Below are 26,668 nucleotides of genomic sequence, written 5' to 3' on the forward strand. Positions count from 1 at the left end.
TGACCCATCAGATTCCCAGTAGCGGACGGGGTTATGGATCTCGCCTACACGGAGGAAGAGGAAGACTTCCGCGCGCGGCTGCGCGAGTGGCTCGCCAAGGTGCTCCCCTCGCTGCCCCCGAAACCGTCCCCCGACGACTGGCCGGGGCGCCGCGCGTACGACCTCGGCTGGCAGCGGACGCTGTACGAGGCCGGGTACGCGGGGCTGCACTGGCCCGTCGACGCGGGCGGCCGCGGTGCCACCCCCACACAGCACCTCATCTACCTGGAGGAGACGGAAAAGGCGGGCGCACCCTACGTAGGGGCCAATTTCGTCGGACTGCTGCACGCCGGACCCACCATCGCGTCGGAAGGCACCCCCGAGCAGCGGGCGCGCTGGCTGCCGCCCGTGCTGCGCGGCGAGGAGGTCTGGTGCCAGGGGTTCAGCGAGCCGGACGCCGGCTCGGACCTCGCGGCGCTGCGCACGCGCGCGCGGCGGGACGGCGACGACTACGTAGTGAGCGGATCCAAGATCTGGACCTCCCACGCGGAGGTCGCCGACTGGTGCGAGCTGCTGGTCCGCACCGACCCCGCGGCGCCCAAGCACCGGGGGATCTCGTGGCTGGCGATGCCCATGGACGCGCCGGGGATCACGGTCCGGCCGCTGCGTACACTCGCGGGCTCCACCGAGTTCGCGGAGGTCTTCCTCGACGAGGTGCGGGTGCCGGTCGCCAACCGCGTCGGCGCGGAGAACGACGGCTGGCGCGTGACCATGGTGACGCTGTCGTACGAACGTGGCACCGCCTTCGTCGGAGAGGTCGTCGCCTGCCGCCGCGTGCTCGGCGAACTCGCCCGTGAGGCACGCGGGAACGGCCGCTGGGACGACGACGCGCTGCGCCGCCGCCTCGGCAGGCTGAACGCCGAGTTCCGCGCCCTGTGGCGGCTCACACAATGGAACGTGAGCGAGTCGCAGAGGACCGGGGGAGTACCCGGTGTCGGCGGCAGCGTCTTCAAGCTGCGGTACTCGCACGCGCGGCAGGAGTTGTACGACGCCGCCGCCGAGGTGCTCGGTCCCGAGGCCCTCGACCTGGGCCGGGAGTGGACCCTCGACCGGCTCTCGTCCCTGTCGTACACCATCGCGGCCGGCACCTCGCAGATCCAGTCGAACATCGTGGCCGAACGGATCCTGGGCCTTCCGAAGGGACGGTGACGTCTTCCCCGTGGACTTTCAACTCGACGACGACCAGCGGGCGTTGAAGGCAGGCGTGCGTGAGCTGCTCACCGCGCGCTTCGGACACGAGGGCCTGCGGGCCGCCGTGGACAACGGACCGGCGCTCGACCGGACCCTGTGGCGCGAGCTCGGCGAGGCGGGCTTCTTCGCCCTGCGGCTGCCTGAGTCGGACGGCGGCGTCGGACTCGGCCTCCCGGAGGCCGTATTGGCCTTCGAGGAGGCCGGACGGGTGCTGCTGCCCGGACCGCTGGTGGCCACCCACCTCGCGGCGGGCACGGTGGACGGCGCGGCCACGGGCGAGACCGTGGTGGCCGCCGTCGACGGGGAGCTGGTGGAGTGGCTGGCGGAGGCGGATGTCGTACGAGGGGACGCGGCCGGCGCGGAGCCGCTGAGGTCGGTGGACCCGCTGACCCCGCTGCACCGGGTGCCCGCCTCCACAGAGCCCGACCCGGCGGCCGTACTCCGCACCTCGCTCCTCCCCTCACTCTTCACCGCCGCCGAACAGCTCGGTACCGCCGCCCGTGTCTGTGAGCTGGCGGTGCAACACGCCCGGACGCGCGAGCAGTTCGGGCAGCCGATCGGGGCCTTCCAGGCGGTGAAGCATCTGTGCGCGCAGATGCTGGTGCGGGTGGAAGTGGCGCGCGCCGCCGTCTACGCGGCCGCTGTGACCGCCGACCCGCTGGACGTCGCGGCGGCCCGGCTGCTCGCCGACGAGGCCGCGGTGCGCGGTGCGCGGGACTGCCTCCAGGTGCACGGCGGCATGGGCTTCACCTGGGAGGCAGACGTCCATCTGTATCTCAAGAGGGCGTGGGTGCGGACGCAGCGTACGGGTGGCGCGACACAGAGTGAGGACGCGTTGGCGGACGATCTGCTCGCCGGAACGGCCCAGTAGGGCTCTGTGCAGGAACGGTTCGGGAAGCACCGGAAACGGATGTCGCGGATCGTGGCATACCGGAATTACGGAGCGTTGATATCGGGTTGTGTCCTAGGCGTGACTTGTCACGGCCTGGAGTCGGAGCCGTGCTCCGGTACCTTGTGTGGGATGCGAGTGGTTCCGAGCTTGAGCCATGCCGGTGTTGCCTCTGAGGCGGCGCCGGACCCGGCGATGCACACCGCTCGCGAGGCAGGGCGGATCCCCGCGCCTGCCTGTTCGACTCCCCGTGGCGAGCGTCGCACAGTATCCCGCACGCGTACTCCTTCGCGCTGGAATATGCCCGAAGCGCTTGTTGGGGTGACTGTACGTCAACCATGCTGTTTCGCAAGGGAATCACGTTCCGTGATCCTTGTTCTGGCCATGCAGAAAATGGCTACGATCGTGGCCCTTGTGAGGCGCGAGGCGATGTGTCCGCCGGTTCGGATGGTGTGAGCGGTGCAGGTGCTTCAAGTGCAGCTGGAGATTCGGCCCGACCCCGCAGAGGTGGGGCGAGCCCGGAGGTGGGCGCGTTCGCGGCTCGCCGGGTCCGGGATAGGGGTCGATGAGCCGCTCGCCGAGACGCTGATCCTGCTCGTCTCCGAACTCGTCACCAACGCCGTGGTGCACACCGGCTGCCCTGCCGTGGTGCGGCTCTCCATGCCGGGCGGGGCGGAGGCCACCACCGTCCGCCTGGAGGTGGCCGACTCCAGCACCCGGCCGCCGATCCCCCGGCACGCCGAGGGCGACGAGACCAACGGCCGCGGCCTGGAGCTGGTCGACGGCCTCGCGGACCGCTGGGGCTGGAGCCCCGAGGGTGCCGGCAAGCGCATCTGGTGCGAGGTGGACCGCTGTTCGCCGACTGCGACGCCGGGGGCGGCGTATCCGGCGTACGAGGACTTCGCGTACGAAGCGGTCTGAGGCTTCGCGTACGAAGCCGTCTGAAGGCGTTTGAAGCTGCCTGAACGCGTTTGACCTTGAGGCACGGGTTCGTGCATTTATGCACGAACTCTGTTTCCGTGGCTTCGGATGTGGCTGAATGCGCCGGGCTGTGCTTCTGTGCGCGCCTTCATGAATGGGACATAAGCGGTAAATCTCCGATCAGGTGTTGACGTGGCGTGTCCGTTTGATCACGCTTGTGTTCAGCGATTCGCCGCGAGGGGACGCCGAGGGTTCCGGTGACGGGAGCCCTCGGCGAGTGCGGGTCGCGACTCGGCGTCGGCTCCCGCGGGGCAGCGGGAGCGGGGCGGGAACGCCGGAGCCGGATGGCGGCGCGCGATGCCGTGCTCGGGGCGCGCAGTGGCGCGCCGCCAGCCGACGCTCGGTCACAGCAGGGCGACCGGGGCCACCGGGGTTCCCGTGCCGCCGACGAACGGCTCGGGCATCGCGGACAGCAGGAACGCGTAGCGCCCTTCTTCTCCACAGGCTGTGGACAACTTTTCGAGATTCCAGTTCTGGCCCTGCAACATCCCCATTTCGACCAGATCGAGCGCGTGCACGGGCAGCCAGAGGTCCTCGATCTCGGGCGGAAAGATCTCGAAGGTGAGGGTGTCGTTGGCGACGGCGGCGACATCCCGTGCGTGGAACCACTCGGGGGTGCGCACGGAGAGACCGGGTGACGGATACCCGTATCCCTGTTTGTCGCCCGCGAGATACACCTGGATCTGCCCCGTCCGTACGAGCACGATGTCGCCCGCCCGCACCCGCGTACCCGCCAACTCCTCGGCCGTGTCCAGGTCTTCGGGTGTCACGGCGTGCCCGCCGTCGAGCCGGTCCTTGCCCCGTGCGCATGCGACGTCGAGCAGCACGCCCCGCGACACGAGGTGCCGCAGCTTGTCGATGCCGCTGAACTCGGCGCCGCCGTGCGGGGTGATCGTGCCGGCCGGGCGGCCGTTGTAGAGCTTCCCGGAGTGCGAGACATGGGTGAGGGCGTCCCAGTGGGTCGCCGCCTGGAGTCCCATCGTCACGGCGTCGTCGCTGCACGCGACCGTGCCGGGGCCGAAGAGCTCCTGGTTGATCTGCACCATGACGTGCAGGGGATTGACCCGCCCGGGGATCATGCCGGTCTGTACGCCGTCCTGCTGGAGGGGGAGGGCGAGGGGGATGCGCCGCCCGGTGCGGACAGTGGCGGCGGCCTCGCGCACGACCTCGTCGGTGATGAGATTCAGGGTGCCGATCTCGTCGTCGGCCCCCCAACGCCCCCAGTTGTTCACGCGCTTGGCGATGTCATGGAACTCGGCCGGCAGTGACATGAGTCCTCCCCGGGGGCTTGTCTCCAGGTATCTGACGGGTCGTAGAATCCGAGTTGAATCTAACGGACCGTCAGAAACCGCGGGAAGGGGCCGGGCGTGGGGAACTTCCTGGCAGGCAAGGTCATCGCCGTCACGGGGGCGGGGCGGGGCATCGGACGTGCGGTCGCGCTGGCCGCGGCGGCCGAGGGAGCGCGCGTCGTCGTCAACGACTACGGGGTGTCCGTCGAGGGCGCCCAGCCGACGAGTTCGATCGCCGAAGCCGTGGTCAAGGAGATCGAGGCGGCGGGCGGGGAAGCGGTCGCGGTGGCCGACGACATCTCGTCGATGGCGGGCGGCCAGCGGGTCGTCGACGTGGCGCTGACGTCGTACGGACGTATCGACGGCGTCGTGTGCGTCGCCGGGATCCTGCGCGAGCGGATGCTCTTCAACATGTCCGAGGAGGAGTGGGATCCGGTCCTCGCGACCCACCTGAAGGGCACGTTCACCGTCTTCCGGGCCGCGTCGGCGGTGATGCGCAAACAGGGTTCGGGGACACTGATCGGCTTCACCAGCGGCAACCACCAGGGGTCGGTCTCCCAGGCCAACTACAGCGCCGCCAAAGGCGGGATCATCTCGCTCGTCCGCAGCGCGGCACTGGGTCTGCACAAGTACGGGGTGACGGCGAACGCGGTCGCGCCCGTCGCCCGTACCCGCATGTCCGCGGGCGTTCCTATGGAGCTGACGGAGATCGGCGAGCCGGAGGACGTGGCTGCGCTCGTCGTCTACCTGCTGTCGGAACGCGCCCGGCAGGAACGGATCACCGGGCAGGTGTACACCATCGCCGGGCCCAAGATCGCGGTGTGGGCGCAGCCCCGGGAACTCCGGGCGGCGTATGCGGAGGGCTCCTGGACTCCGGAGCGGATCGCGGACTTTCTGCCGGGGAGTGTGGGGGTGGATCCGATGCCGCTGCTGGAGCGGGTGGAGGCGATGGCGCGGGCGGCGGCGGAGAAGGCGCGGCCCAATGAGTGACGGTGGGTGGGGGCTGGGGTGGGTTTTTCGCCCCCTCCGCCCCTACCCATTCCCGTCCCTTGGGGGCTCCGCCCCCAAACCCCCGCTCCTCAAACGCCGGAGGGGCTGAATCCCTCCCCGGCCGGCGCTAGAGATCTTTCAGCCCGTCCGGCGTTTGAGGACGAGGCCGTCCAGGCCGAAGCGGGGGTCTGGGGGCGGCAGCCCTCAGGTACGGGACGGGCAGGGGCGGAGGGGGCGAAAAACATGACGTGGACCGACCCAACGTGAGGCGGAAACCGTGGAGTTCGGATTCGGTCCGGAGGACGAGGACTTCCGGGGGGAGGCGCGAGCGTGGTTGCGGGAGCACCTCGGTGGCGACCGTAGGGAGTGGGAACGGGAGCTCGGCCGGGCCGGCTGGATCGGGCTCGGGTGGGACGAGGCCGGCTACGGCAACCGGCGGGCGAGCCTGACCCAACAGGTCGTCTGGGCCGAGGAGTACGCCCGCGCGAAGGCACCACCCCGCTCCGGCCACATCGGCGAGAACCTGCTCGCGCCGACCCTCATCGCCCACGGAACGGACGAACAGAAGGCCCGCTTCCTCCCTCCCGTCGCCCGAGGCGAGGAACTCTGGTGCCAGGGCTACAGCGAGCCCGGCGCGGGCTCCGACCTGGCGGCCGTACGGACAACTGCCGTACGGGACAAGGACGCTGCACCCAGCGACTCCTACCGCGTCACCGGCCAGAAGATCTGGACCTCCCTCGCCCACGAGGCCGACTGGTGCTTCGTACTCGCCCGCACACAACCGGAGTCGCGACGCCACCACGGCCTGACCTTCCTCCTCGTCCCGATGGACCAGCCGGGCCGGATCGAGGTCCGCCCGATCCGCCAGCTGACCGGAACGAGCGAGTTCAACGAGGTCTTCTTCGACGGAGCGGTGGCGCGTGCCGAGCATGTCGTGGGCGGCGAGGGCAACGGCTGGCGCGTCGCGATGAGCCTCCTCGGCTATGAGCGGGGCGTGTCGACGCTGGCTCAACAGATCGGTTTCGCGGAGGAGTTGGGGCGGGTCGTGGAGGCGGCCGTCGCGAACGGCGCGGTCGCCGATCCCGTCGTACGAGATTGCCTTGTACGGCTGTGGGCGGAGCTGCGGACGATGCGGTGGAACGCGCTGCGGACGTTGGGGAGTTCGGCCCAAGCGGACGGTCCGGGGGGCTTGGGTGACCCGGGGGCGCCCAGCGTGGCCAAGCTGCTGTGGGGGCGGTGGCATCAGCGGCTCGGGGAGCTTGCGGTGCGGGTGCGGGGCGTCGCGGCCGCGGTGGGACCGGCGGACTGGACGACCTCGTCGCCGTACGAACTGGACGCGTTCCAGCACCTGTTCCTGTTCAGCCGGGCCGACACGATCTACGGCGGTTCGGACGAGATCCAGCGCACGATCATCGCCGAGCGTGTGCTCGGCCTGCCGAAGGAACCCAGGGGATAGGGAGGCGGAGCGATGCCGGATTTGATGCGGGGCGTGATCTTCGACGGTAAGCAGACCCAGGTCGTGGACGATCTGGAGGTACGGGATCCAGGGCCCGGCGAGGTGCAGGTCGCGATCTCCGCGGCCGGGCTGTGCCACAGCGACCTGTCCGTGGTGGACGGGACCATACCCTTCCCCGTTCCTGTGGTGCTGGGCCATGAGGGCGCGGGGATCGTGCAAGCGGTGGGTGTGGGCGTCACCCATGTCCAGCCGGGTGACCATGTGTCGCTGTCCACGCTCGCCAACTGCGGGACCTGCGCCGAGTGCGACCGGGGGCGGCCCACGATGTGCCGCAAGGCGATCGGGATGCCGCAGCAGCCGTTCACGCGGGGCGGGCGGCCGCTGTACCAGTTCGCGGCCAACTCGGCTTTCGCGGAACGGACGTTGGTGAAGGCGGTCCAGGCGGTCCGTATCCCCGAGGACATTCCCTTGCCGTCGGCCGCGCTGATCGGCTGCGGGGTGCTGACGGGCGTGGGGGCCGTGCTCAACCGCGCACGGGTGGACCGGGGGGACACCGTCCTGGTGATCGGCACGGGCGGCATCGGCCTCAACGTCATCCAGGGCGCGCGGATCGCCGGCGCCCTGAAGATCGTCGCGGTCGACTCCAACCCGGCGAAGGAGCAGGTGGCCCGCCAGTTCGGCGCGACACACTTCCTGACCTCGACAGACACCGTCAAGGACATCCTCCCCACCGGCGCCAACCATGCCTTCGAATGCGTCGGCCGCGTCGAACTCATCCGCCAGGCCATCGACCTGCTGGACCGCCACGGCCAGGCGGTACTGCTCGGCGTACCCCCCTCGACCGCCGAGGCCTCCTTCCTCGTCTCCTCCATGTACCTGGACAAGTCGATCCTGGGCTGCCGCTACGGGTCCTCCCGCCCGCAACGCGACATCGCCCTGTACGCGGAGCTGTACCGCGAGGGCCGCCTACTGCTGGACGAGCTGGTGACGGAGACGTATCCGGTGGAGGACTTCGAGAAGGCGGTGGCGGATGCGCAGGGGGGCAGGGTGGCGCGGGCGGTGCTGACCTTCTAGAGGGTCAGCACCGTGGGTCAACTACCGCTGGGGAGAAGGTCGTTGTGGACGTCCGGGATCCCGGACGTGTTTCCGGCGCGGAAGGTGCGCCGGTATGCGGTGGGGGTGACGCCGAGGGCCGTTTGCAGGTGTTGGCGCATCGACTGGGGTGTGCCGAAGCCGGCTTCGTGGGCCACCTGGTCGATGGAGAGGGTGCTGGACTCCAGTAGGTGGCGGGCGCGTTCGACACGTTGTTGGGTGAGCCACTGGCCGGGGCTCACGCCCACCTCCTCGCGGAAACGGCGCGTGAAGGTGCGTACGGACATGGACTCCTGCTCGGCCATGTCGCGGAGTTGCAGCGGCTCGGCGAGACGGGCGAGGGCCCAGGCGCGGGCGGCGGTGGTGGTGGCCGTCTGTGCCTCCGGGACCGGGCGCTGGATGTACTGCGCCTGGCCGCCTTCGCGGTGCGGCGGTACGACGGTGCGGCGGGCCACGTCGTTGGCGACGGCGACGCCGTGGTCGCGGCGTACGAGATGGACGCACAGGTCGATGCCGGCCGCGACCCCGGCGGAGGTCAGGACGTCGCCGTCGTCGACGAAGAGGACGTCGGCGTCGACCCTGACCTTCGGGAAGAGCTCCTGGAAGTGCTCCGCGTGCATCCAGTGCGTGGTGGCCGGGCGGCCGTCGAGATAGCCGGCCGCGGCGAGGACGTATCCGCCGGTGCAGATGGAGACGAGGCGGGTGCCGGGGCGGATGTGGGCGAGGGCGGCGGCCAGTTCGGGGGTGAGAACGCCCTCGTCGTGGACGGGGCCGAGCTCGTACGAGGCGGGGATCACGACGGTGTCGGCGGTGGCCAGCGCCTCGGGGCCGTTCGGGACGAGGACGGCGAAGTCGGCGTCCGTCTCGACGAGGCCGGGCGGGCGGATCGAGCAGGTGACGATGTCGTACAGGTTCCTGCCGTCCGCGTCGCGCGCCTTGCCGAAGATGCGCTGCGGGATGCCGAGCTCGAAGGGCAGCAGGCCGTCGAGGGCGAGGACGACGACACGGTGCCTGGAGGAGGGCTGGTGCGAGGAGGGCTGGTGCTCGGATGCCTCCTGCCGGGGTGTCCGGAGCGGGGGTGCCTGCCGGTCGGACGTCTGCTGCGGAGGTGCCTGCTGGTCGGCCATGGCCCGATCCTAGCGAATGATGTCCTTCGGGCCACTCGTTCGCGGAGATCGCAGGCCCGAAGCTCTAGACGTGACCCAGACGACCGAAGCCGCAGAGGCCGCTCAGAAGCCCGGTACCAGCAGACAGCACCGCATCCACCGTGCGTGGTTCGTCGCCGCCGTCACCTTCGTGACGATCATCGGCGCGGCGGCCTTCCGGTCGCTGCCGGGGCTGCTGATCGACCCGCTGCACCAGGAGTTCCACTGGTCGCGCGGCACGATCGGCTTGGCGGTGTCGATCAACCTCGCGCTGTACGGGCTGACGGCGCCGTTCGCCGCCACGCTGATGGACCGCTTCGGGATACGGCGGGTCGTCGCGGTCGCCCTGGTCGTCATCGCGCTCGGGTCGGGACTGACGGTGTGGATGACGGCGGTCTGGCAGTTGCTGTTGTGCTGGGGGCTGCTGGTCGGGCTCGGGTCCGGTTCGATGGCGCTCGCCTTCGCGGCGACGGTCACGAACCGCTGGTTCACGGAGAAGCGCGGCCTGGTGACGGGCATCCTCACGGCGGCCTCGGCCTCCGGTCAGCTGATCTTCCTGCCGGTGCTGTCGTGGATCGTCACCGAGCACAGCTGGCGTCCGGCCGCCGTGACGGTGTCCCTCGCGGCCCTCGCGGTGGTCCCCTTCGTATGGCTGCTGCTGCGGGACCACCCGGCGGACGTGGGCCAGAAGCCTTACGGCGCAACGGAGTTCGTCGAGAAGCCCGCCCCCGTGCCGGGCGCCGCCCGCCGCGCGGTGACGGTCCTCCTCTCCGCCGTCCGCACCGGCCCCTTCTGGCTGCTCGCCGGAACCTTCGCGATCTGCGGCGCCTCCACGAACGGCCTGATCCAGACGCACTTCGTGCCCGCCGCCCACGACCACGGCATGCCGATCACAGCAGCGGCCTCGCTCCTCGCGGTCATCGGCGTCTTCGACGTCGTCGGAACGATCGCCTCCGGCTGGTTCACCGACCGCTTCGACCCGCGCCGGCTGCTGGCGGTGTACTACGCCCTGCGCGGTATCTCGCTCCTCTTCCTGCCGATGCTGCTTGCCGAGACCGTGCACCCGCCGATGATCTTCTTCATCGTCTTCTACGGCCTCGACTGGGTCGCCACGGTCCCGCCCACCCTGGCCCTGTGCCGCGAGCAGTACGGCGAGGACAGCGCCATCGTCTTCGGCTGGGTCCTCGCCTCGCACCAGATCGGCGCCGCCCTCGTCGCCTTCCTCGGCGGCGTCGCCCGGGACACGTTCGGCTCGTACAACGTGGTCTGGTACGCGTCGGGGGCGCTGTGCGCGGCGGCGGCGCTGATGGCGCTGGTGATCCGGCGCAGGCGGCCCGTACGTGCGCCCCTGCTGGCGGCCTGACGGCGCACCGGCGTCCTCAGCCTCAGATGAACCTGCCCCTGTGGAACAGCAGCGGGTCCGCCTCGTCGTCGCCCGTGCCGAGCGCCTCCACCCGCCCCACCACGATCAGGTGGTCCCCGCCCGTGTGCACCGCGTGGATCGTGCAGTCGATCCAGGCCGTGGCGTCCGCGAGGCGGGGGGAGCCGGTGACGGGCGTCGCGTCGTACACGACCCCGGCGAACTTGTCCCCGCCGCGCACCGCGAAGCCACGGCACAGCTCGCCCTGGTGCGCCCCCAGTACGTTGACGCAGAAGACGCCCGCGCGAGCGATCCGCGGCCAGGTCGAGGACGTACGGCCGACCATGAAGCAGACCAGCGGAGGGTCGAGCGAGAGGGAGGAGAAGGACTGGCAGGCGAAGCCGGCGGGGCTCGTCTCTGAGCCCGGGTCTTTGCCGGCGCCGGTGGCCGGTGCCGTCACGACGGTCACCCCGGTCGCGAAGTTCCCCAGTACGCGGCGGAATTCGGCCTGATCGACAGGTGCCCGTTCGTCGTCGCCGACCGCCCGCAGCTCCGGGCGCGGCAGCGCTTCGACCGGCTCCGCGACCGTGGATGCCCCGACCGACCTGAGGTATCGGACGGCGGTGGCCGCCATCCCTGCGTGTCCCATCACAGCACCCATTGAAGCTGACGGATAGTCAGAAGTGAATGCCGTCAGCCGTTTTGGTCGGAACTTGTGCCGGTGCCCTCCGTACCTCAACGCCCCCGGTACTTCGGGTCCCGCCGCTCCACGAAACTCGCGACCCCCTCGTTCGCGTCCGCCGTCGTCATGTTGATCTCCTGCGCCGCCGCCTCCGCGGCGAAGGCGGCCGCGCGGTCACTGTCCAGCGACGCGTTGACCAGCTGTTTCGTGAGAGCGAGCGCGCGGGTCGGCCCGGTGGCCAGCCGCTCGGCCCACTCGCGCGCGGTCTTCTCCAACTCCTCAGGCGGTACGACCCTGTTGACGAGGCCGAACCGCTCCGCGTCCGCCGCCGTCAGCGCGTCGCCGAAGAACATCAGCTCCTTGGCACGCTGCGGGCCGATCAGCCGGGGGAGGAGGTACGCGCCGCCGCCGTCCGGGACCAGGCCCCGGCGTACGAACACCTCGATGAACCTGGCCGAATCCGCCGCGAGTACGAGGTCGCACGCGAACGCGAGGTGCGCGCCGATCCCGGCCGCCGTGCCGTTCACCGCCGCGATCACCGGCTTCTCGCAGTCGAGGACGGCGGAGATGAGCCGCTGGGCGCCGAGCCGGATCGTACGGGCGACGTCGCCGGGCACCCGTTCCCCGGCCGGCGGGCCCCCGCGCAGATCCGCGCCCGCACAGAAGCCGCGTCCCGTCCCCGTGATCACGACGGCTCGTACGTCCGGGTCCGCGGAGGCCTCCGCGAGCAGCGCGATCACGCGTTCCCGCTGGTCCCAGGTGAGGGCGTTCATCGCCTCGGGCCGGTTGAGGGTGATCCGGGCGACCGCGTTGTCAGTGGCGTGAAGTATCAATGAGTCGAGGGACTTTTCGGGAGATACATGGGGGGAGTCGGACATGGGGGTACTCCGTTTCGTACGAGGAGTGGTGGGCCCTTTCGTACGAGGGGTGCTGGGCTTTTTCGTACGAGGAGCAGTGGCTCTCCTGCGAGGAACAACGGTTTCCGTACGAGGAGCCGTGGGCCTCCGGAGCGGGAGGCGAGGCCGCTCAGCGGCACATCACCAGCGCGTCCAACGCCACCGCTCCTTGTCCCCGACCCAGCACCATCAGCGGATTGATGTCCAGCTCCGAGATGTCGTCCCCGAGTTCGAGCGCCATGCGCTGGACGCGGATGACGACCTCCACCAGCGCGTCGATGTCGACGGGCGGGGCCCCGCGGACCCCGTCGAGAAGCGCCCGCCCGCGCAGCTCGGCGAGCATGGCGCGGGCCTGGTCGTCGCCGAAGGGGGGCACGCGGACGGCCGTGTCCCGGAGCACCTCGACGAGGACGCCGCCGAGGCCGACGGTCACGGTCGGTCCGAAGAGCTCGTCGTGCGTGACGCCGACGACCATCTCGACGCCCCGTTCGACCATCTGGCACACGAGCACCCCGTCGAGCGAGATCCCCTCGTAGCGCGCGATGTCGGTCAGCTCGCGATAGGCGTCGCGGACCTGGCTGGCGGAGGTCAGGGGCAGCTTCACCAGGCCGAGTTCGGTCTTGTGGGCGATCTGCGCGCCGGAGGCCTTCATCACGAGGGGGTAGCCGATCAGGCTCGCCGCGCGCACGGCGGCCGCAGCGCTGGTCACCAACTGCTCGCGCGGCACCCGGATCCCGTACGCCCGCAGCAGCTGCTTCGCCGCGTGCTCGCTCAGCTGCTGCCCGGGCCGCATCAGCGCCTGCGCCTTGCGGAAGGAGGGCGAGGGGGTGCGAGGCGCCTCGTCGAAGGGGGAGCGGTACGAGGCGGCGAACCGGTGGTGGTCCAGATAGGCGCGTACGGCGGTGATGCAGTTGGCGAACGTACGGAAGGTGGCGACCCGGGACGACCCGAGCAGCGTCTCGCGGTACGCGGCCTCCGTGCCGACCGGCGACCCCCACACCACGCAGACCAGCTTGTCCGTCTGCTCCGCCGCGTCCACCAGGTCCTGCGCCAGCTTGTCGCTCATCGGCGGGAAGGGCCCGGTGATGGGGCAGATCAGCACGCCGACGGACGGGTCGGCGAGGATCGCGTCGATGATTTTGCGGCCGCGCCAGTCGCCCACCGGGTGGCCGCCGTTGTCGACGGGGTTGGCGACGTTCAGGTACTCGGGTATCCACTCGTGCAGCTCGGCCTGCTTGTCGGCCGACAGCGTGGGCAGGGAGAGTCCGGCCCCGCTCGCCAGGTCCGCGAAGTGCGCACCCGTGCCGCCCGAGATCGAATACACGACGACCCCGTCGGCCTGCGGGGAGCGGGCGCGCGCCAACAGGGCTGCGGTGTCCTGGAGTTCGTCGAGCCCGTCGACGCGGATCACGCCGAACTGCCGCATCGCCGCGTCCACCACCGTGTCGGCGCCGGTCAGCTTGCCGGTGTGTGAGGCGGCCGTGCGGGCGCCGGTCTCGGTGCGGCCGACCTTGACCGCGACGACGGGTACGCCGCGCCGGGCGGCGCGGTCGGCGGCGAGCAGAAAGGAGCGGCCGTCCTTCAAGCCCTCGACGTAGCAGGCGATCGCACCGACCTCGGGCCGCTCGGAGAAGTAGGAGATGAAGTCGGCGGTCTCCAGGTCGGCCTCGTTGCCGGTGGGCGCCCAGTGGGAGAGCCGCACACCCAGCTCCTGCATCGCGAACACCGGGCGGCCCTGGTGCCCGGACTGCGTGATGAGCGCGATCGCCGGACCGTCGAGGTCGTCCCGGAACTTCTCGAAGGCGTTCAGGTTGGTGTTGGGCCCGAGCAGCCGCAGCCCCGAGCCGGCGACGGCGGTGGCGAGCCGGGCCTGTGCGAGGGCGCCCTCGGCTCCGGTCTCGGCGAACCCGGAGGCGAAGGCGACCGCGAACTTCACCTTGGCCTCGGCCAGCTTCTCGATCACGGGAAGAGGGTCGCCGACCAGAAGCACGGCCAGGTCGACCTGTTCGGGCAGGTCCGAGATGGAAGGGAGACACGGGATGCCGAAGACGGACTGACGGGTGGGGTGCACCGGGTGCAGTCGCGCGCCGACCCGCTCGGCCCAGGCGATCAGCTGTCGCGTGATGCCGGTGTTCGGCCGCCCCTCGGCGTCCGAGGCGCCGATCACGGCCACGGACTCGGGACGGAAGAATCGGTCCAGATCGGGTACGCCCGCGTAGAGCGGACGGCCGCTGACGTCCAGGTCGTGGACCTCGGCCGGCCGGCCGTGCACGACGGGTGAGGGTTGCTCGCCGCAGGCGATGACCCGGGCCCGGCGGGAGTCGGTGGTGAGGGTGCCGTGGGTTGATCCAAGCATCGGTCCGCCCGCTCCTGTGTGACAGCCAATTAACTGACGCACTGTCAGATTACTTAACTGACGCCGTGTCAGGAACCGTTGTGCACGCAAAGACGTGTGGAGGACGCTTGGCTGTGGGTTCTCAACGCTGGCGCCAGGTCCTCGGCAAAGGCGCCCGGCGCCCCCCGCAGTCTCAGGTGTACCCGCGTGAGTCATGACCTGACCCCTCCGTCGTGTGGCAAACCTTCCGATGACGCAAGGGGAGATATTTGTCCCGTCAAGCATAGCGCTTGACGCGTCAAGTAAGTATGGTGATGCCTGTGCCCAGCGCCGAGCAGCCCGCTGCAACCTATGTCCGCACTGATTAGGCCCTCACCGATTAGGGCCGATGCCCGCACCGCCCGCTCGCAGCCGTCGCGTCGCGCAGGTTGCGCAGCCACCTCGGTTCGGTGGTGACGATGACCAACCCCGATGTTCCCGTCCGCGTCTTCCGGTGTTACGCCACTCTCGGCGCTGTTCCCGGCGACCGGTGCGGGGTTTCCTGACGGTACGAGTCGGGGCTTCCGCTCTCACGGGCTCCACGATTGAAAGGCTATTGAGATGAGTCTGCCGTTTCATGACGACCAGGATCCGAATTATCTGAAGAGTGGAGCTCTGTACGTCCCCGCGGGAGAGGGGCCGAGTAAATGGTTCTCCGGGGATACGTACACGATCAAGGCGTCAAGTGAGACCACGAATGGTTCACTCGGACTCGTGGAAGCCACGGTTCCCCCGGGCAATGGACCGGTCGCTCATGTCCACACCAAGACTGACGAGGCGTTCTACGTCCTCAACGGAGAAGTGGAGATCCTGGACGGTGAACGAACGTTTACGGCCGGCACGGGCGACTTCGTTTTCGTCCCGCGAGGAACGCGGCATCGGTTCAAGAATACCGGCGTGCACGCTGCCAGGATTTTGTTTATGTTCACTCCGCCCGGCGAGGAACGCGTATTCATGTACGGCGACGAAGCACAGCCCGGTCAGTCACCGATCCGCTGGACGCTGGAGCGTTTCGCCACTCCGGAGATTCTGAAGTTCAACGAGGAATCCGGTGTCGTTATTCTCCCTGAAGCCGACTGAACCCCGGCGAGTGCGATTTCAAAGTTGTGGCGATCACGGATGTGTCCTGGCGCTCTGTCCACAGCTTTGCCGCGTGTGATCGTCGAGCGAAACAGATTCTCCAGTCGCGAGAGGAATGAACGCAATGGGAATAGATGCCAGGGGTCTGGCCGAGGGACTTTTCCAGATCCTCGTGGCGGGTGATCCGGCGCTGGCCGCCGACGTGGTGGGCGACGACTTCCACAACCGCGAAGCGGCCGTGTCGCCCCCGGCCTGTTCACTTCCCGGGCCTGCGGGGGTTCTCGCCTCGGGTGCGTGGATGCGGTCGGCCTTCAGTGACCTGCGCTTCCCCGTCGTCGGTATGACCGGCAACGACGACCAGGTCTGGGTGCGGCTGCGTATGCAGGGCCGCCACACCGGCCCGTTCGTCCGCTTCCGCGACGGCGCCCTCGACCAGGCCATACCCCCCACGCGGCGCGAAATCGACTTCGAGCAGATTCACTTTCTCGACATCCGCGACGGCAGGGTGGTCCGACATGAAGCGGTGCGCGACGACATGACCATGCTGGGCCAGCTCGGCATCTTTCCTCCAGCACCGGCCACCGCGCTGAGCATGCTCGCCTGGCGGGTGTCCGGACGAGCCGCTCGCGCGGCCGCTCACGTCACGGCACAGGCGGCCGAAGCGGCCGCCCTGCTGCGGGGAAACCAGATCTGACTGGCCGATCTCGTCGAACCGGCGATTCCCCTCAGCCCGCAGATCGCCGGGTCGCAGACGTCCTTGCGGCGCCCGGTCTCCGGCGTCGTGCCCGGCCGGTCGATGCTGGTCGTGAACGTGGCGACCGGCCGACACCGCGGTCAAAGGCCAACGGGGGCGAGGGAATTCGGAAACAGTGGCCCTCAAGGCTCGGACGCCGACCGACATCCAGCGGGACCTCGCCCTCACCTCACAGGGCGTGAGCTCAGCCGGCGCGCAGCGGGGCCAACGCCTGACTCCATGCCACGACCTGGTCCAGCGTGGTGGTGAGTGAGTTGCGCTGGAAGTCGGTGGGCTTGAACACGCTGAAGTTCTCGAAGTCGGTGAACAGGGACAGGGCGACCTGGGCGCGCACGTCGGCCATCTGGAGTTCGCCGGCTATCAGGCGCAGGTGCTCCACGGCGCGGGTGCCGCCGGCCGAGCCGTAGCTGACGAACCCGACGGCCTTGTTGTTCCACTCGGCGTAGAGGAAGTCGATGGCGTTCTTCAGCGCACCGGAGGTGGAGTGGTTGTACTCCGGCGTCACCATGACGTAGCCGTCGAACGAGGCGATCTTCTTGGCCCAGCTCAGGGTGTGCGGCTGCGTGTACTGGCCCAGCGACGGCGGGTACGCCTCGTCGAGGTGGGGGAGCTTGTAGTCGAGCAGGTCGACGAGCTCGAACTCCGCGTCGGTGCGCTGTGCGGCGACCTCGTGCACCCACTGGGCGACGGCCGCCCCGTTGCGTCCGGGGCGGGTGCTGCCGAGGATGATCCCGATCTTGGTCATAGCGCTACGCCTTCCCATTGATCCATCCGTGAATATGCTTGTTCCGTCAAGTAATCACATAGCCCTTGATTCGTCAAACAAGTAAGATGGGGGGCATGCCGACCTCCGAGCAGCCACTGCAACCCATGAGTACGGACGAGGAAGCCCTCGTGCGCGAGCTCAGCCGGGTGATGATCGCCCTTCCTCGCGTGGTCGACGCCGACATGATGCGAGAGCAGCACATGCAACTCTCCGAGTACACGACACTGATGTTTCTGTCCGAGGCCCCGCACCGGCTGATGCGCATGAGCGAGCTCGCCGCCACCGGCACCCTCTCGCTGAGCGGGATGACCCGCATCGTCACCCGCTTGGAGAAGCAGGGGCTGGTCGAACGGGTCAGGTGCGCCGAGGACGCCCGAGGGTGGAACGCCGTCCTCACGGATGCGGGCCTCGCCCGGCTGGAACAGGCATGGCCCGCCCACCTGGCCAGCGTCCGGCGCCACATCCTCGACCACGTCGAGGGCGCCGACCTGACCCAACTCATCAGCGCACTGCGGCACTTCGCGACCTGACCCGCCTGGTGATGCGCGCCGGCGCGAGAACCCGAGGAGCACGACGATGACCGACCACTCGATCGACCGAACCGGTGACGGAGACATCACGCTCGGCCTTGACACGTTCGGTGACGTGACGAACGACGCCGACGGCGCACCGCTCACGCACGGCCAGACCATTCGCGGTCTGGTCGAGGAAGGTGTCCTCGCCGACCAGGTCGGCCTGGACCACTTCGCCATCGGCGAGCACCACACGGAGTCCATGCCGCTGTCGGCCGCCGACATCGTGCTCGCGGCCGTCGCGGCACGCACATCACGTATCCGCCTGGGCTCGGCGGTCACGGTGATCAGCTCCGACGACCCCGTCCGGGTCTTCCAGCGCTACGCCACCCTCGACGGCGTCTCCGGCGGTCGCGCCGAGGTGATCCTCGGCAGGGGATCGAGCACCGAGTCCTTCCCGATCTTCGGCTATGACCTGAACGACTACGAGGAGCTGTTCGAGGAGAAGCTCGGCCTCTTTGCCGAGTTGCTGCGGGAGAAGCCGGTCACCTGGTCGGGCAAGACCCGCGCGTCGCTCGACGGCCTCGCCATCTACCCGCGCAGCGAGTCGGGAGCGATCCCGACCTGGGTCGGCGTCGGCGGCAGCCCCCAGTCGGTCGTCCGAACAGCCCGGTACGGGTTCTCGCTAATGCTCGCGATCATCGGGGGCGACACGGGCCGGTTCGCGCCGTTCTCCCAGTTGTTCCAGCAGGCGTTGGAGAAGTTCGGACAGCCCCGGCGGCCCGTCGGCATTCATGCGCCCGGCCATGTCGCGGCCACGGACGAGCAGGCGCAGGAGGAATTCCTGCCCGCCTTCGAAGCCGTGATCCGTAGCGTGGCCGCGCAGCGCGGTTTCCGCACTCCCACCCGCGAGAGCCTCCTGCGCGACGTGGGCCCCGGCGGCGCGCTGCATGTCGGATCCCCCGAAACCGTGGCCCGCAAGATCGCGGCGACGCTCAAGGAACTCGGCGCTACGCGCTTCGACCTGAAGTACGGCATGAACGGAATGCGGCACGACGCGCTCATGACCAACATCGAGCTGTACGGCACCCAGGTGGCACCTCTGGTGCACGAGATGATGGGCTCCTGACGCCTCGGCGTTCATTGGCCCTGCGGCGCGGTCTGCCCCGAGTTCCACATAGTCGGCGCGGTCCGCACCCCGCACGCCGCGGATGGACTGGTACACAACCTGTCCGGACGCGTCCTCGCCGAGCGCACCGTGTCCTGACCGGTCGCGGACGTGGTGCCCGCCGGGCGCAGACTGCTCGGCGGGTACCACGTGGTTCGCCGCTTCACTGGCAGAGAGACGCTCATGAGCAGTCGCTCATGAGTATCCGAGGCGGTCCGAGGCGCCCGTCAGAGCGCCGCCAGGATCTCCTTCGCCACCCGCTCGCCGGAGCGGACGGCGCCGTCCATGTAGCCGTTCCAGTAGGTGGAGGTCTCGGTGCCGGCCCAGTGGATGCCGCCGGTGGGGCGGCGGAGGGCGGGGCCGTACTGGGTGAGGACGCCGGGCGGGGCGTAGGCGACCGGGCCGCCGCGGGAGAAGCCCTCGTTGTCCCAGCGCTGGAGCACGAAGGAGGTGGGGGACTTGGCCTTGTCGCCGAAGTAGGTGACGTAGTCCTTCAGTACGGCCGCCTTGACCTCGTCGGCCGGGACCGAGTCGAACGCGCGCATCTCGTCCGCCTCGATGAAGCCCATCAGGGCGCCGTAGGAGGCGTCCTGCGGTGAGTTGTCGAAGGTGGAGCGGACGGCGCCGGTGTCGCTGACGACCTGGCCGTTGAGGCCGTCGGCGCGCCAGAACGGGGTGTCGTACACGGCGACGGCCTTGCCGACCGAGCCCATCGGCATCCGCTGGCTGAGCTGGTCACGGTCGGCGGGCAGCAGCGGATCGTACGAGATGCGCGAGGCCAGCGGCGGCGGCAGGGCGACGACGACGCGGCGGGCGCTGACGGTCACTCCGTCCGCCGTCACCGTGTACCGGCCGCCGGAGAGGGTGATGGAGCGGACGGGCGCGTTCAGGACCACACGGTCCCCGAGGGTGGCGGCGAGCTTCACCGGGACCTGGTGCGAGCCGCCGACGAAGCGGGTCTCCTGGGCGCCGTTCGCGGTCTCGGTGAGGCGTTCCAGGGTGCCGGGGTTCGAGGCGTTGCCCGCGGAGGCGATGTAGAAGAGGACGTAGAGGAGGGAGAGTTCGCGGGGTTTGGCGGAGAAGACCGAGGTGCAGGCGACGTCCAGGAGGAACTTGGCCGAGGGGATGATGGCGTTGGCCTTCAGCCAGGTCTCGAAGGTCTGCTGGTCCCACTCGACGGCCTTCTCGGCGGTCCAGGGTGCGTCGACGGGCACCTTCGTGGCCATGTCGTCGAGCATGGCCTGCAGGGCGGCGGCGTTGGCGAGCCCGGCCAGGTCGACGGGCGGGACCGAGCCGAGGAGGCCGTCGGTGGCGTACGGGGTGCGCTTGCCGTCCTTGTAGAGCACGTTCTTGCCGGTGTTGTACGTGGCGAAGGTCGCCACGCCCAGGTCGTCGGCGAGGGCCTTGATGCGGTCCTGGGTGGGGCCGATGAACTCGCCGCCGCCCTCGGTGACACCGCCGTTCGCCAGTTTCAGGTTGACGACCCGGCCGCCGACGCGGTCGCGGGCCTCCAGGACGACGACCGTCTTGCCCGCCGCCACCAGGTCGCGGGCGGCGGTGAGTCCGGCGAGCCCGCCGCCGACGACGGCGACGTCGGCTTCGCGGGTGGCGGCGGACGCGGTGCCGGCGGCCGCGCCGGTCAGGGCGACGCCGGTCGCGGCGGCACCACCGAGCAGGGTGCGCCGGGAGAGCTGTCTTTCACGGGCCACGTTCATCCTCCGTCGAATGCGCGAGGTGGATGGAGCTGGAAAGTGAGCAGGGCTCGCATTCTGGCCCCCGTGGCTGGATCGGTACAGCACTCTCGCCACATCTGACGCACCAGTAACACCCCTGGTACATCAGGAAGTTGAGAGTCCCTACGTCAGGGAGGTGATCGGGTCAGCGCGCGGCCGAGGACGGTTTCCGGGTCGGGGCATGGCGGGCGACGGCCTTCGCGATCTTCTCCGCGTCGATCGACATTTCGCGGAACATCCCGGAGATGGGGTTGGTGAAACCGCTGAAATAGAGGCCTGGTGCGTTCCTCGGGGTGCGGGCGCCGTGCACGACCGGGCGGCCGCGCTCGTCGAGTACGCCGAGGTGGCCGACGAGGCCCTCCAGCGCGCGCTGGTAACCGGTCGCGGCGATCACCACGTCCGGCCCGATCCGGTCCCCGTCGGCGAGGGCGACCTTGCCGTCCTCGAAGCCGTCCACCGCGGCCACGACCTCGACCCGGCCCTTGCGGACGGCGTCGATGAGGCCGACGTCCTGGACGGGGATGGAGCCCTCGTTGACGCGCGAGTAGAGGCCGGTGTCGGGGCGGGGCAGCCCCTTCTCGGACAGGTCCGGGACGCTGAGCTTGGCCATCGGTCCCGCGAGGCGGTCGACGAGGCCGACCGGCAGCCGCCGTACGGCGATGCCCGTGAACTGGGCGGCCCACCCGGCCGTCGAGCGGCGCACGATGTGCGGCGCGGTGCGGACGGAGAGCCGCACGCGGGAGGCGCCGCCCTCGATCAGGTCCACGGCGATCTCGGCGCCCGTGTTGCCGATGCCGACGACGAGGACGTCGCGGCCGGTGTAGGGGGCGGGGTTGCGGTAGTCGCCCGCGTGCAGGAGCTCGCCGGTGTAGCTGTCGCGGCCGGGCCAGTCGGGGATGTGGGGCGTGTGGTTGTAGCCGGTGGCGACGACCACCGCGCTGCCCGTCAGCTCACGCCCGCCGGTGGCGTGCAGCAGCCAGCCGTCGCCGCCCGGGGCGGGTTCGATGCGCGAGACCTCGACGCCCGTCACGATCTCCAGCTGGTGGAACTCGGCGTACTTCTCGAGGTAGCGCACCACGTTGTCCCGCGACACCCACCGCCCGAACGCGCGCGGCATCGTCAGCCCCGGCAGCGAGGACAGTCGCCGGGTGGTGTGCAGGTGCAGCCGGTCGTAGTGGCGCCGCCAGGATGCCCCGACGCGCTCGGACTTCTCCAGCACGACGGCGCGCACGCCCTGCGCGCGCAGCGCGTACGCCGCGGCGAGTCCGCCGGGGCCGCCGCCGATGACGTACACGGGGCGGTCTTCGTGGGACGGCACCGGGTGGGGCGTCGAGGAAGCAGTGGAGTCGGCCATGAGCGCGAGCGTAATCACGTGGTCACTTGATAGGTCTCGGTCAAGCCCGGAATCGGTTGCGAACTGATCACGGCTGTAGGAGGAGTGGGTGGGGCTGGTGGCGTAGGTCACCTGGTTGTGCAGGGGGCGTGGAGGGAGGCGCTCGTGCCGGAGTGCGCGCGTGGGGGCGTACGCCTCTTGCGCGGGCGCTCCCCGGTGAGTTGAACTGACGTACCGTCAGAAATGGAAGGGAGCGTGGGCGTTCGTGGACACGATCTGGCTCAGGGGGGCGGAGTGGCCGGCCGTGCTCCGTATCGGGCCGCCCGATCCCGATCCCGGGCCGCTCGGGACGGCGGGGCGGACATGGCCGGTGGACGAGGCGATCGGGCTGTTCTCGTGAGTGACGCGCGCTTCGATCTGCCCGAGGTGGACGCCTTCACGCGGCCGTACTGGGACGCGGCGGCGGAGGGCCGGCTGCTGGTGCGGCGCTGCGGAGGATGCGGGCGGGCCCACCACTACCCCCGGGAGTTCTGCCCGCACTGCTGGAGCGAGACCGTGGAGTGGGAGCGGGCGAGCGGCCGCGCCACGCTCTACACCTGGTCCGTCGTCCACCGCAACGACCTCCCGCCGTTCGGCGAGCGCGTCCCGTACGTCGCCGCCGTCGTCGACCTCGCGGAGGGGCCGCGCATGATGACCGAGGTCGTGGAGTGCGCGGAGGGGGCGCTGCGGATGGGGATGGGGCTTGAGGTGACGTTCCGGCGGGCGGGGGGCGCGTGCGTGCCGGTGTTCCGGCCCCGTGCGTGACCGAGTGGTCGACGGTTGCGCCCCGAGTGGGAGTCGTACGCGCCGAGGGGCTTCAATGGACTGATGGCCGACGTCCACGAGCATTACGTCATCCAGCCTTTCCCCGAGCAGCACGGGCACGGGCTTCGGCTGCGTTCCTGGAACGCGGAGTCCGACGTCGATGCGGCGGCGTGGCTGCGTGGGCTGTCCGACCCGGAGTTCCAGCGGTGGAACACGCCGCTGAGGATGATCCGGGACATCGACGGTGCCCGTGAGTCGCTCCGCGCGCGTGCGGAGGCCGCGGTGGACGGGAGCGGGGTGTCCTTCTGCGTCACGGACGCGGACACCGGCGAGCTGCTCGGCCACATCGGCGTCAACGAGATCGACCACGTCATGGGCTGCGCCCGCGTCGGCTACTGGGTCCTCCCCGAGGCCCGCGGCCGCCAGGTGGCCACCCGCTCCCTGCTCCTCGCCACCCGCTTCGCCTTCACCGACCTCGGCCTGCACCGCCTGGAACTGGGCCACGCCCTCGGCCACGACGCGTCCTGCCACGTCGCCGAGCGCTGCGGATTCCGGTACGAGGGGACGCTGCGGGGCGCGATGTTCGAGGCGGGGCGACATGACGCGTTCCGGGATGTGCATCTGCACGGGCGGATCGCGGCGGATGCGGAGCCCGTCGTTCCGTAGCGACCGTGGCTACGCCGGTGCCGCAACCGCCGAGGTCAGCCGTGCCGCGCTCGCCTCCGGTGCCGACGAGGTGCTGCTCTTCACCGACCTTGCCAACCCGACCAGCAACGGCCTGTATCAGCGGATCGGTTACCGGCCGGTGGCGGACTTCGCGACGTACGAGTTCACGGCCACAGCAGCTCCGTGACCCAAGCCCCATTCACGCGACGGTAGTTGAGGCGTACGTGGCGTCTGTGGGCGTCTCCCTGGAAGAACTCCGCCTCGTCCGGGCGGAGGTGGTAGAGGGTCCAGGTGGGGACGGGGGTGGTGGGTTCGCGCTCGGCCTGTGACCAGGCCGCGGCCGAGCGGCGCTCCAACTCCTCCTGCGACGGCAGGACTTCGCTCTGGTGGCCGACGAGGGCGGCGGCCAGCGCGCCGGTGGAGCGGGCGTGCAGGTCCGCCTGGCCCGCCTCGGGAGGGGCGACGGTGACAGGTCCGCGGAGGCGGATCTGGCGTCCCTGCGCAGGCCAGTAGAAGCCGAGGGCCGCGTACGGGCGGGCCGCCAGCTGCCGGCCCTTGCGGCTCGTCGCGTGGGACGCGAAGGACCAGCCCTCGGCGTCCGCCCCGTGCAGCATCACCGTACGGACGTCCGGCAGCCCGTCCTCGTCCGCCGTGGCGAGCGACACGGTGTGCGGCTCGGTCTGGCCCGCCGCCACCGCCTCCGCGAACCATCGCTCGAACAGCGGCAGCGGCTCGTCGGGTGCCGCGCCCGGATCGAAGGGGGGCAGCTCGGTGTCCCAGACCCGCTGGGACCGGAGCAGGCGGACGAACTCGGAGGACGCGTCGGCACTCATGCCCTGATTGTCACGTGCGACCCGTGTGCCCCGCTCACACCCCTACTCACTGAGATGCTCACCGAGAGTTCTCAGAGCGAGCCGAGGTCGGAGGAGACCCAGCGCTCGGGGCGCATGCGGACGACCACCTGTGCGCCGTGCTCCTTCCAGGCGGAGTCGACGTAGGCATCGACCTTGTCGGCCGGGAGGTAGCGGGCCGAGATCTCATGGAGCTGCTCGCGGGTGGCGGGGGCCGTGCCGACGACCGGCCCCTCGACCGACACGTACCGGATGGTGGGTTCCAGCCGGTCGACCATGAGGGAGAACCGGCCCGCAGCCTCGATCAGCTCGTTCTTGCGGGAGTCGAGCGCGGTCATGATCCAGACGGTGCCGTCCGGCTCGTACTGGTACCAGATCGGCACGGTCAGCGGGGCCCTACCCGCCCCCGCGTCGACCGCGAACGCGGCGACGTGCGGCTCGGCGAGAAAGGCTTCGCGCTCCTTGCGGGGCAGGGCCATGTCGGGCTCCTCCAGGCTGCGCACAGTGGATGACGGATGTCCGGGTCAGCGTGCTCTGCACCACTTCGTATTCCGGAATCGATGGGTGCCCGACGGGGTTGGCTTGTAACAGGAACTTCTGGGGTGACCCCCGGGCCATGGTGGGGCTAGCTCCACCACTGGTTCGGGAGCCCGCCTCCTCGTGCTGAGGAGCGGGTCACGACATCGTTGAACCCAGTTGATCCCAGCCGAAACCCAGCTGGTCCCAGAGGTTCATCGCCCGGAAGGAATCCCCCATGACAGCGCTGCTCCTGTCGAAGCCGGAGACGGCGTTCGCGGCGCGGGGTTCCCAGCCGACGGAGGACACCGACCCGATCGGCGTACGCCGGCTTCCGGTGACCCCGGTGACCCAGGCGGTTCCGGTGACCCCAGTGCCCTCACAGACCCCGGTGACCCCGGCAGCTCCCGGAAGACCGGGACCGCTCGCCTCCTTCGCCCGGTTCGTTCTGTTCGGCGGCGGTGTCGGGGTCCTCTCCAGCGCCGCCGTGGCGGGGCTCGCCGGGGTGCTGCCCTGGGCCCTGGCGAACGCGGTGATCACCGTCGCCTCCACCCTCCTCTGCACGGAGTTGCACGCACGCTTCACCTTCGGGGCCGGGCGGCATGCGGAATGGCGCCAGCACTGGCAGTCCGCGGGATCGGCCGCGGCCGCCTACGCGGTGACCTCCGCGGCGATACTCGTACTGCACCTGCTGCAGGCCTCGCCCGGGCTGCTGACGGAGCAGATCGTCTACCTCAGCGCCTCCGGGCTCGCCGGAATCGGACGCTTCCTGGTGCTGCGCCTGTTCGTCTTCGCGAGCGGCCGGAACCGGATCGACCGGATCGACCAGATCGAGGAGCCGGGCCGGACTCACCCCCGCCCCAGCACCACCGTCCCCGAAGAGCAGAACCAGCCGCCCGTCCCGGAGGCGACGGCCAGCTCCGGAAGGCGCCCGCCGGCCTTCCGTACCTGGCGTTCCCCGGCCTCTCCGCGCAACTGGCGTACGGCCTCCACCAGGAGGAACAGCCCCCGCATCCCGGGGTGTTGGGCCGACAGCCCGCCCCCGTCCGTGTTGACCGGCAGCTCCCCGCCCACCAGCAAGCGGCCCTTCGCGGTGTCCACGAACGGGCCCCCCTCGCCCTTCTCGCAGAAGCCGAGGTCCTCCAGCGTCACGAGCGTCATGTACGTGAAGGCGTCGTAGATCTCGGCCAGGTCGATCTCGTCCGGGCGGACCCCGGCGCGGGAGAAGGCGAGGCGGCCGCTCACCGCCGCCGGGGAGACGGTGAAGTCCGCCCACTCGGACATGGTGGTGTGCGAGACGTGCTCGCCGGTGCCGAGGACCCAGACGGGAGCGGTACGGCAGTCCCGTACGTACTCCTCGGCCGCCAGCAGGACCGCCGCGCCGCCGTCGGAGCGGATACAGCAGTGGAGCTTGGTGAAGGGGTCGGCGATCATCGGGCCCGACAGGACCTCGTCGACGGTGACCGGGGTGCGGAACATCGCCTCCGGGTTCGCCGCCGCGTTCGCGCGGGCCTGCACGGCGACCGAGGCGAGCTGCTCCAGCGTCGTGCCGTACTCGTGCATGTGGCGGCGCGCGGCCATCGCGTACTTGGCGATGAGCGTGTGGCCGTACGGGACCTCGAACTGGAGGGGGCCCCGGGCGCCGAAGGACAGGTTGCCGGTGCGGCGGCCCGCCTTGATGTCGGCGCGGGCGGTGGAGCCGTAGACCAGCAGGACGGCGTTCGCGTGGCCGGCCGCGATCGCGTCGGCCGCGTGGGCGGCCATGACCTCCCAGGTGGAGCCGCCGACGGAGGTGGAGTCCACCCAGGTGGGGCGCAGTCCCAGGTACTCGGCCACCTCGATGGGCGCCAGCGTGCCTAGGCCCGCCGACGCGAAACCGTCGACCACCTCGCGTCCGAGCCCCGAGTCGGCCAGCGCGCGGCGGGCGGCCTGGGCGTGCAGGGCGTACGGGGTCGCCTCCTCGACGCGGCCGCAGTCGGAGAGGGAAACGCCGACGACGGCGACCTTGCGTCTGCCCTCACCGGAAGTCCTTGGAGTTCCTGGCGTCATAAATCTGACGGTACATCAGACAATGTGGGCGGGGGAGGCCGTCGCGGGCCTG

At 70.1% G+C, this 26,668-nt stretch carries 26 protein-coding genes and 2 pseudogenes; 16 read left to right on the forward strand and 12 right to left on the reverse strand.

All coding sequences use genetic code 11. The annotated features are described in order from the left end of the window. The first annotated feature begins 33 nt into the window (after positions 1-33). The 3 genes from OG266_RS24850 (at position 34) to OG266_RS24860 (ending at position 3,040) form a co-directional block, all read left to right on the forward strand. The gene (locus tag OG266_RS24850; RefSeq protein WP_371548507.1) at positions 34-1,188 is read left to right on the forward strand and encodes an acyl-CoA dehydrogenase family protein; all 1,155 of its coding nucleotides are present in this window, start codon (positions 34-36) and stop codon (positions 1,186-1,188) included. Positions 1,189-1,198: 10 nt separating this feature from the next. Beyond that, positions 1,199-2,101 carry an acyl-CoA dehydrogenase family protein gene (locus OG266_RS24855; protein ID WP_371548508.1) on the forward strand — a complete coding sequence of 301 codons (903 nt, stop codon included), beginning with the start codon at positions 1,199-1,201 and terminating at the stop codon, positions 2,099-2,101. 477 nt (positions 2,102-2,578) lie between these two features. Then, on the forward strand, positions 2,579-3,040 hold the full coding sequence (locus tag OG266_RS24860; protein ID WP_266459777.1) for an ATP-binding protein: 462 nt from the start codon (positions 2,579-2,581) through the stop codon (positions 3,038-3,040). Between the two features lie 404 nt (positions 3,041-3,444). On the opposite strand, the gene OG266_RS24865 is transcribed toward OG266_RS24860, so the two are convergent. Beyond that, positions 3,445-4,371 carry a cyclase family protein gene (locus OG266_RS24865; RefSeq protein ID WP_371548509.1) on the reverse strand — a complete coding sequence of 309 codons (927 nt, stop codon included), beginning with the start codon at positions 4,369-4,371 and terminating at the stop codon, positions 3,445-3,447. Positions 4,372-4,467: 96 nt separating this feature from the next. Between OG266_RS24865 and OG266_RS24870 the strand changes: the two genes are divergently transcribed. The 3 genes from OG266_RS24870 (at position 4,468) to OG266_RS24880 (ending at position 7,909) form a co-directional block, all read left to right on the forward strand. After that, the gene (locus OG266_RS24870; protein ID WP_371548510.1) at positions 4,468-5,379 is read left to right on the forward strand and encodes an SDR family oxidoreductase; all 912 of its coding nucleotides are present in this window, start codon (positions 4,468-4,470) and stop codon (positions 5,377-5,379) included. Positions 5,380-5,656: 277 nt separating this feature from the next. Continuing rightward, entirely contained in the window at positions 5,657-6,835 is a 1,179-nt protein-coding gene (locus tag OG266_RS24875) for an acyl-CoA dehydrogenase family protein (protein WP_371548511.1), read from the forward strand. A gap of 24 nt (positions 6,836-6,859) precedes the next feature. Continuing rightward, positions 6,860-7,909 (forward strand): Zn-dependent alcohol dehydrogenase, encoded by a 1,050-nt coding sequence (locus OG266_RS24880; protein WP_371552937.1) that lies wholly within the window; start codon positions 6,860-6,862, stop codon positions 7,907-7,909. 17 nt (positions 7,910-7,926) lie between these two features. Here OG266_RS24880 and OG266_RS24885 read toward each other — a convergent pair whose 3' ends face one another. Further along, on the reverse strand, positions 7,927-9,054 hold the full coding sequence (locus tag OG266_RS24885; protein WP_371548512.1) for a GlxA family transcriptional regulator: 1,128 nt from the start codon (positions 9,052-9,054) through the stop codon (positions 7,927-7,929). A 70-nt stretch (positions 9,055-9,124) separates the two neighbouring features. Between OG266_RS24885 and OG266_RS24890 the strand changes: the two genes are divergently transcribed. After that, positions 9,125-10,435, forward strand: coding sequence for an MFS transporter (locus OG266_RS24890; RefSeq protein WP_371548513.1), 1,311 nt, complete (start codon positions 9,125-9,127; stop codon positions 10,433-10,435). 22 nt (positions 10,436-10,457) lie between these two features. On the opposite strand, the gene OG266_RS24895 is transcribed toward OG266_RS24890, so the two are convergent. The 3 genes from OG266_RS24895 to OG266_RS24905 form a co-directional block, all read right to left on the reverse strand. Beyond that, complete coding sequence (locus OG266_RS24895) at positions 10,458-11,081, reverse strand: flavin reductase family protein (RefSeq protein ID WP_371552939.1); 624 nt, start codon at positions 11,079-11,081, stop codon at positions 10,458-10,460. Between the two features lie 86 nt (positions 11,082-11,167). Then, positions 11,168-11,992, reverse strand: coding sequence for an enoyl-CoA hydratase/isomerase family protein (locus OG266_RS24900; protein ID WP_371548515.1), 825 nt, complete (start codon positions 11,990-11,992; stop codon positions 11,168-11,170). A gap of 148 nt (positions 11,993-12,140) precedes the next feature. Then, complete coding sequence (locus OG266_RS24905; protein WP_371548516.1) at positions 12,141-14,366, reverse strand: acetate--CoA ligase family protein; 2,226 nt, start codon at positions 14,364-14,366, stop codon at positions 12,141-12,143. Between the two features lie 579 nt (positions 14,367-14,945). Here OG266_RS24905 and OG266_RS24910 point away from each other — a divergent pair. Then, positions 14,946-15,464, forward strand: coding sequence for a cupin domain-containing protein (locus tag OG266_RS24910; protein WP_266459802.1), 519 nt, complete (start codon positions 14,946-14,948; stop codon positions 15,462-15,464). 124 nt (positions 15,465-15,588) lie between these two features. Further along, positions 15,589-16,158: an ester cyclase gene (locus OG266_RS24915; protein ID WP_371548517.1), complete on the forward strand. Its 570-nt coding sequence runs from the start codon at positions 15,589-15,591 to the stop codon at positions 16,156-16,158. A 244-nt stretch (positions 16,159-16,402) separates the two neighbouring features. Here OG266_RS24915 and OG266_RS24920 read toward each other — a convergent pair whose 3' ends face one another. Continuing rightward, the gene (locus OG266_RS24920; RefSeq protein WP_266459808.1) at positions 16,403-16,963 is read right to left on the reverse strand and encodes an NADPH-dependent FMN reductase; all 561 of its coding nucleotides are present in this window, start codon (positions 16,961-16,963) and stop codon (positions 16,403-16,405) included. A gap of 95 nt (positions 16,964-17,058) precedes the next feature. Between OG266_RS24920 and OG266_RS24925 the strand changes: the two genes are divergently transcribed. Together OG266_RS24925 and OG266_RS24930 are read left to right on the forward strand one after the other, a co-directional pair. Continuing rightward, positions 17,059-17,514, forward strand: coding sequence for a MarR family winged helix-turn-helix transcriptional regulator (locus OG266_RS24925; RefSeq protein ID WP_266459811.1), 456 nt, complete (start codon positions 17,059-17,061; stop codon positions 17,512-17,514). A gap of 46 nt (positions 17,515-17,560) precedes the next feature. Further along, entirely contained in the window at positions 17,561-18,625 is a 1,065-nt protein-coding gene (locus OG266_RS24930; protein WP_266459814.1) for an LLM class flavin-dependent oxidoreductase, read from the forward strand. A gap of 266 nt (positions 18,626-18,891) precedes the next feature. Here the strand turns inward: OG266_RS24930 and OG266_RS24935 are convergent, their stop codons facing one another. Both OG266_RS24935 and OG266_RS24940 read right to left on the reverse strand, forming a co-directional pair. Beyond that, positions 18,892-20,373, reverse strand: a complete 1,482-nt coding sequence (locus OG266_RS24935; protein ID WP_371548519.1) for a flavin monoamine oxidase family protein — start codon at positions 20,371-20,373, stop codon at positions 18,892-18,894. Positions 20,374-20,542: 169 nt separating this feature from the next. Then, positions 20,543-21,751 (reverse strand): flavin-containing monooxygenase, encoded by a 1,209-nt coding sequence (locus tag OG266_RS24940; RefSeq protein WP_371548520.1) that lies wholly within the window; start codon positions 21,749-21,751, stop codon positions 20,543-20,545. 244 nt (positions 21,752-21,995) lie between these two features. On the opposite strand from OG266_RS24940, the gene OG266_RS24945 reads away from it, so the two are divergent. From OG266_RS24945 to OG266_RS24960, 4 genes and pseudogenes are all read left to right on the forward strand, one after another. Next, positions 21,996-22,130, forward strand: a complete 135-nt coding sequence (locus OG266_RS24945) for a hypothetical protein (RefSeq protein WP_371548521.1) — start codon at positions 21,996-21,998, stop codon at positions 22,128-22,130. After that, positions 22,127-22,534, forward strand: coding sequence for a Zn-ribbon domain-containing OB-fold protein (locus OG266_RS24950; protein ID WP_371548522.1), 408 nt, complete (start codon positions 22,127-22,129; stop codon positions 22,532-22,534). Before OG266_RS24945 ends, OG266_RS24950 begins: the two co-directional genes overlap by 4 nt. Positions 22,535-22,597: 63 nt before the next feature. Further along, positions 22,598-23,200, forward strand: a complete 603-nt coding sequence (locus OG266_RS24955) for a GNAT family N-acetyltransferase (RefSeq protein WP_266459828.1) — start codon at positions 22,598-22,600, stop codon at positions 23,198-23,200. A gap of 1 nt (position 23,201) precedes the next feature. Continuing rightward, positions 23,202-23,387 (forward strand): annotated as a pseudogene (locus OG266_RS24960) (GNAT family N-acetyltransferase); the annotation flags it as partial. Here OG266_RS24960 and OG266_RS24965 read toward each other — a convergent pair. The 3 genes from OG266_RS24965 to OG266_RS24975 all read right to left on the reverse strand — a co-directional run bounded on the left by OG266_RS24965 (position 23,365) and on the right by OG266_RS24975 (position 25,107). Further along, positions 23,365-24,033: a pyridoxal 5'-phosphate synthase gene (locus OG266_RS24965; protein ID WP_371548523.1), complete on the reverse strand. Its 669-nt coding sequence runs from the start codon at positions 24,031-24,033 to the stop codon at positions 23,365-23,367. The pseudogene OG266_RS24960 and the gene OG266_RS24965 sit on opposite strands and share 23 nt — an antisense overlap. A 71-nt stretch (positions 24,034-24,104) precedes the next feature. Continuing rightward, entirely contained in the window at positions 24,105-24,530 is a 426-nt protein-coding gene (locus tag OG266_RS24970) for a pyridoxamine 5'-phosphate oxidase family protein (protein WP_266459834.1), read from the reverse strand. Between the two features lie 196 nt (positions 24,531-24,726). Continuing rightward, on the reverse strand, positions 24,727-25,107 hold the full coding sequence (locus OG266_RS24975; protein ID WP_371553190.1) for a hypothetical protein: 381 nt from the start codon (positions 25,105-25,107) through the stop codon (positions 24,727-24,729). On the opposite strand from OG266_RS24975, the pseudogene OG266_RS24980 reads away from it, so the two are divergent. Next, positions 25,016-25,378 (forward strand): annotated as a pseudogene (locus OG266_RS24980) (GtrA family protein); the annotation flags it as partial. The gene OG266_RS24975 and the pseudogene OG266_RS24980 sit on opposite strands and share 92 nt — an antisense overlap. Before the next feature lie 38 nt (positions 25,379-25,416). Here the strand turns inward: OG266_RS24980 and OG266_RS24985 are convergent. Beyond that, positions 25,417-26,616, reverse strand: a complete 1,200-nt coding sequence (locus tag OG266_RS24985; protein WP_371548524.1) for an acetyl-CoA acetyltransferase — start codon at positions 26,614-26,616, stop codon at positions 25,417-25,419. Positions 26,617-26,668: the final 52 nt, after the last annotated feature.

Source organism: Streptomyces sp. NBC_00554, from assembly GCF_041431135.1.
Classification (GTDB): Bacteria; Actinomycetota; Actinomycetes; order Streptomycetales; family Streptomycetaceae; genus Streptomyces.

What these genes read in the sequence shown, in the direction of transcription:
- OG266_RS24850 (WP_371548507.1), top strand. Translation starts at nt 34, where the DNA reads ATGGATCTCGCCTACACGGAGGAAGAGGAAGACTTCCGCGCGCGGCTG.
- OG266_RS24865 (WP_371548509.1), bottom strand. Translation starts at nt 4,371, where the DNA reads ATGTCACTGCCGGCCGAGTTCCATGACATCGCCAAGCGCGTGAACAAC.
- OG266_RS24880 (WP_371552937.1), top strand. Translation starts at nt 6,860, where the DNA reads ATGCGGGGCGTGATCTTCGACGGTAAGCAGACCCAGGTCGTGGACGAT.
- OG266_RS24885 (WP_371548512.1), bottom strand. Translation starts at nt 9,054, where the DNA reads ATGGCCGACCAGCAGGCACCTCCGCAGCAGACGTCCGACCGGCAGGCA.
- OG266_RS24895 (WP_371552939.1), bottom strand. Translation starts at nt 11,081, where the DNA reads ATGGGACACGCAGGGATGGCGGCCACCGCCGTCCGATACCTCAGGTCG.
- OG266_RS24900 (WP_371548515.1), bottom strand. Translation starts at nt 11,992, where the DNA reads ATGTCCGACTCCCCCCATGTATCTCCCGAAAAGTCCCTCGACTCATTG.
- OG266_RS24905 (WP_371548516.1), bottom strand. Translation starts at nt 14,366, where the DNA reads ATGCTTGGATCAACCCACGGCACCCTCACCACCGACTCCCGCCGGGCC.
- OG266_RS24910 (WP_266459802.1), top strand. Translation starts at nt 14,946, where the DNA reads ATGAGTCTGCCGTTTCATGACGACCAGGATCCGAATTATCTGAAGAGT.
- OG266_RS24915 (WP_371548517.1), top strand. Translation starts at nt 15,589, where the DNA reads ATGGGAATAGATGCCAGGGGTCTGGCCGAGGGACTTTTCCAGATCCTC.
- OG266_RS24920 (WP_266459808.1), bottom strand. Translation starts at nt 16,963, where the DNA reads ATGACCAAGATCGGGATCATCCTCGGCAGCACCCGCCCCGGACGCAAC.
- OG266_RS24925 (WP_266459811.1), top strand. Translation starts at nt 17,059, where the DNA reads ATGCCGACCTCCGAGCAGCCACTGCAACCCATGAGTACGGACGAGGAA.
- OG266_RS24930 (WP_266459814.1), top strand. Translation starts at nt 17,561, where the DNA reads ATGACCGACCACTCGATCGACCGAACCGGTGACGGAGACATCACGCTC.
- OG266_RS24940 (WP_371548520.1), bottom strand. Translation starts at nt 21,751, where the DNA reads ATGGCCGACTCCACTGCTTCCTCGACGCCCCACCCGGTGCCGTCCCAC.
- OG266_RS24955 (WP_266459828.1), top strand. Translation starts at nt 22,598, where the DNA reads ATGGCCGACGTCCACGAGCATTACGTCATCCAGCCTTTCCCCGAGCAG.
- OG266_RS24965 (WP_371548523.1), bottom strand. Translation starts at nt 24,033, where the DNA reads ATGAGTGCCGACGCGTCCTCCGAGTTCGTCCGCCTGCTCCGGTCCCAG.
- OG266_RS24970 (WP_266459834.1), bottom strand. Translation starts at nt 24,530, where the DNA reads ATGGCCCTGCCCCGCAAGGAGCGCGAAGCCTTTCTCGCCGAGCCGCAC.
- OG266_RS24985 (WP_371548524.1), bottom strand. Translation starts at nt 26,616, where the DNA reads ATGACGCCAGGAACTCCAAGGACTTCCGGTGAGGGCAGACGCAAGGTC.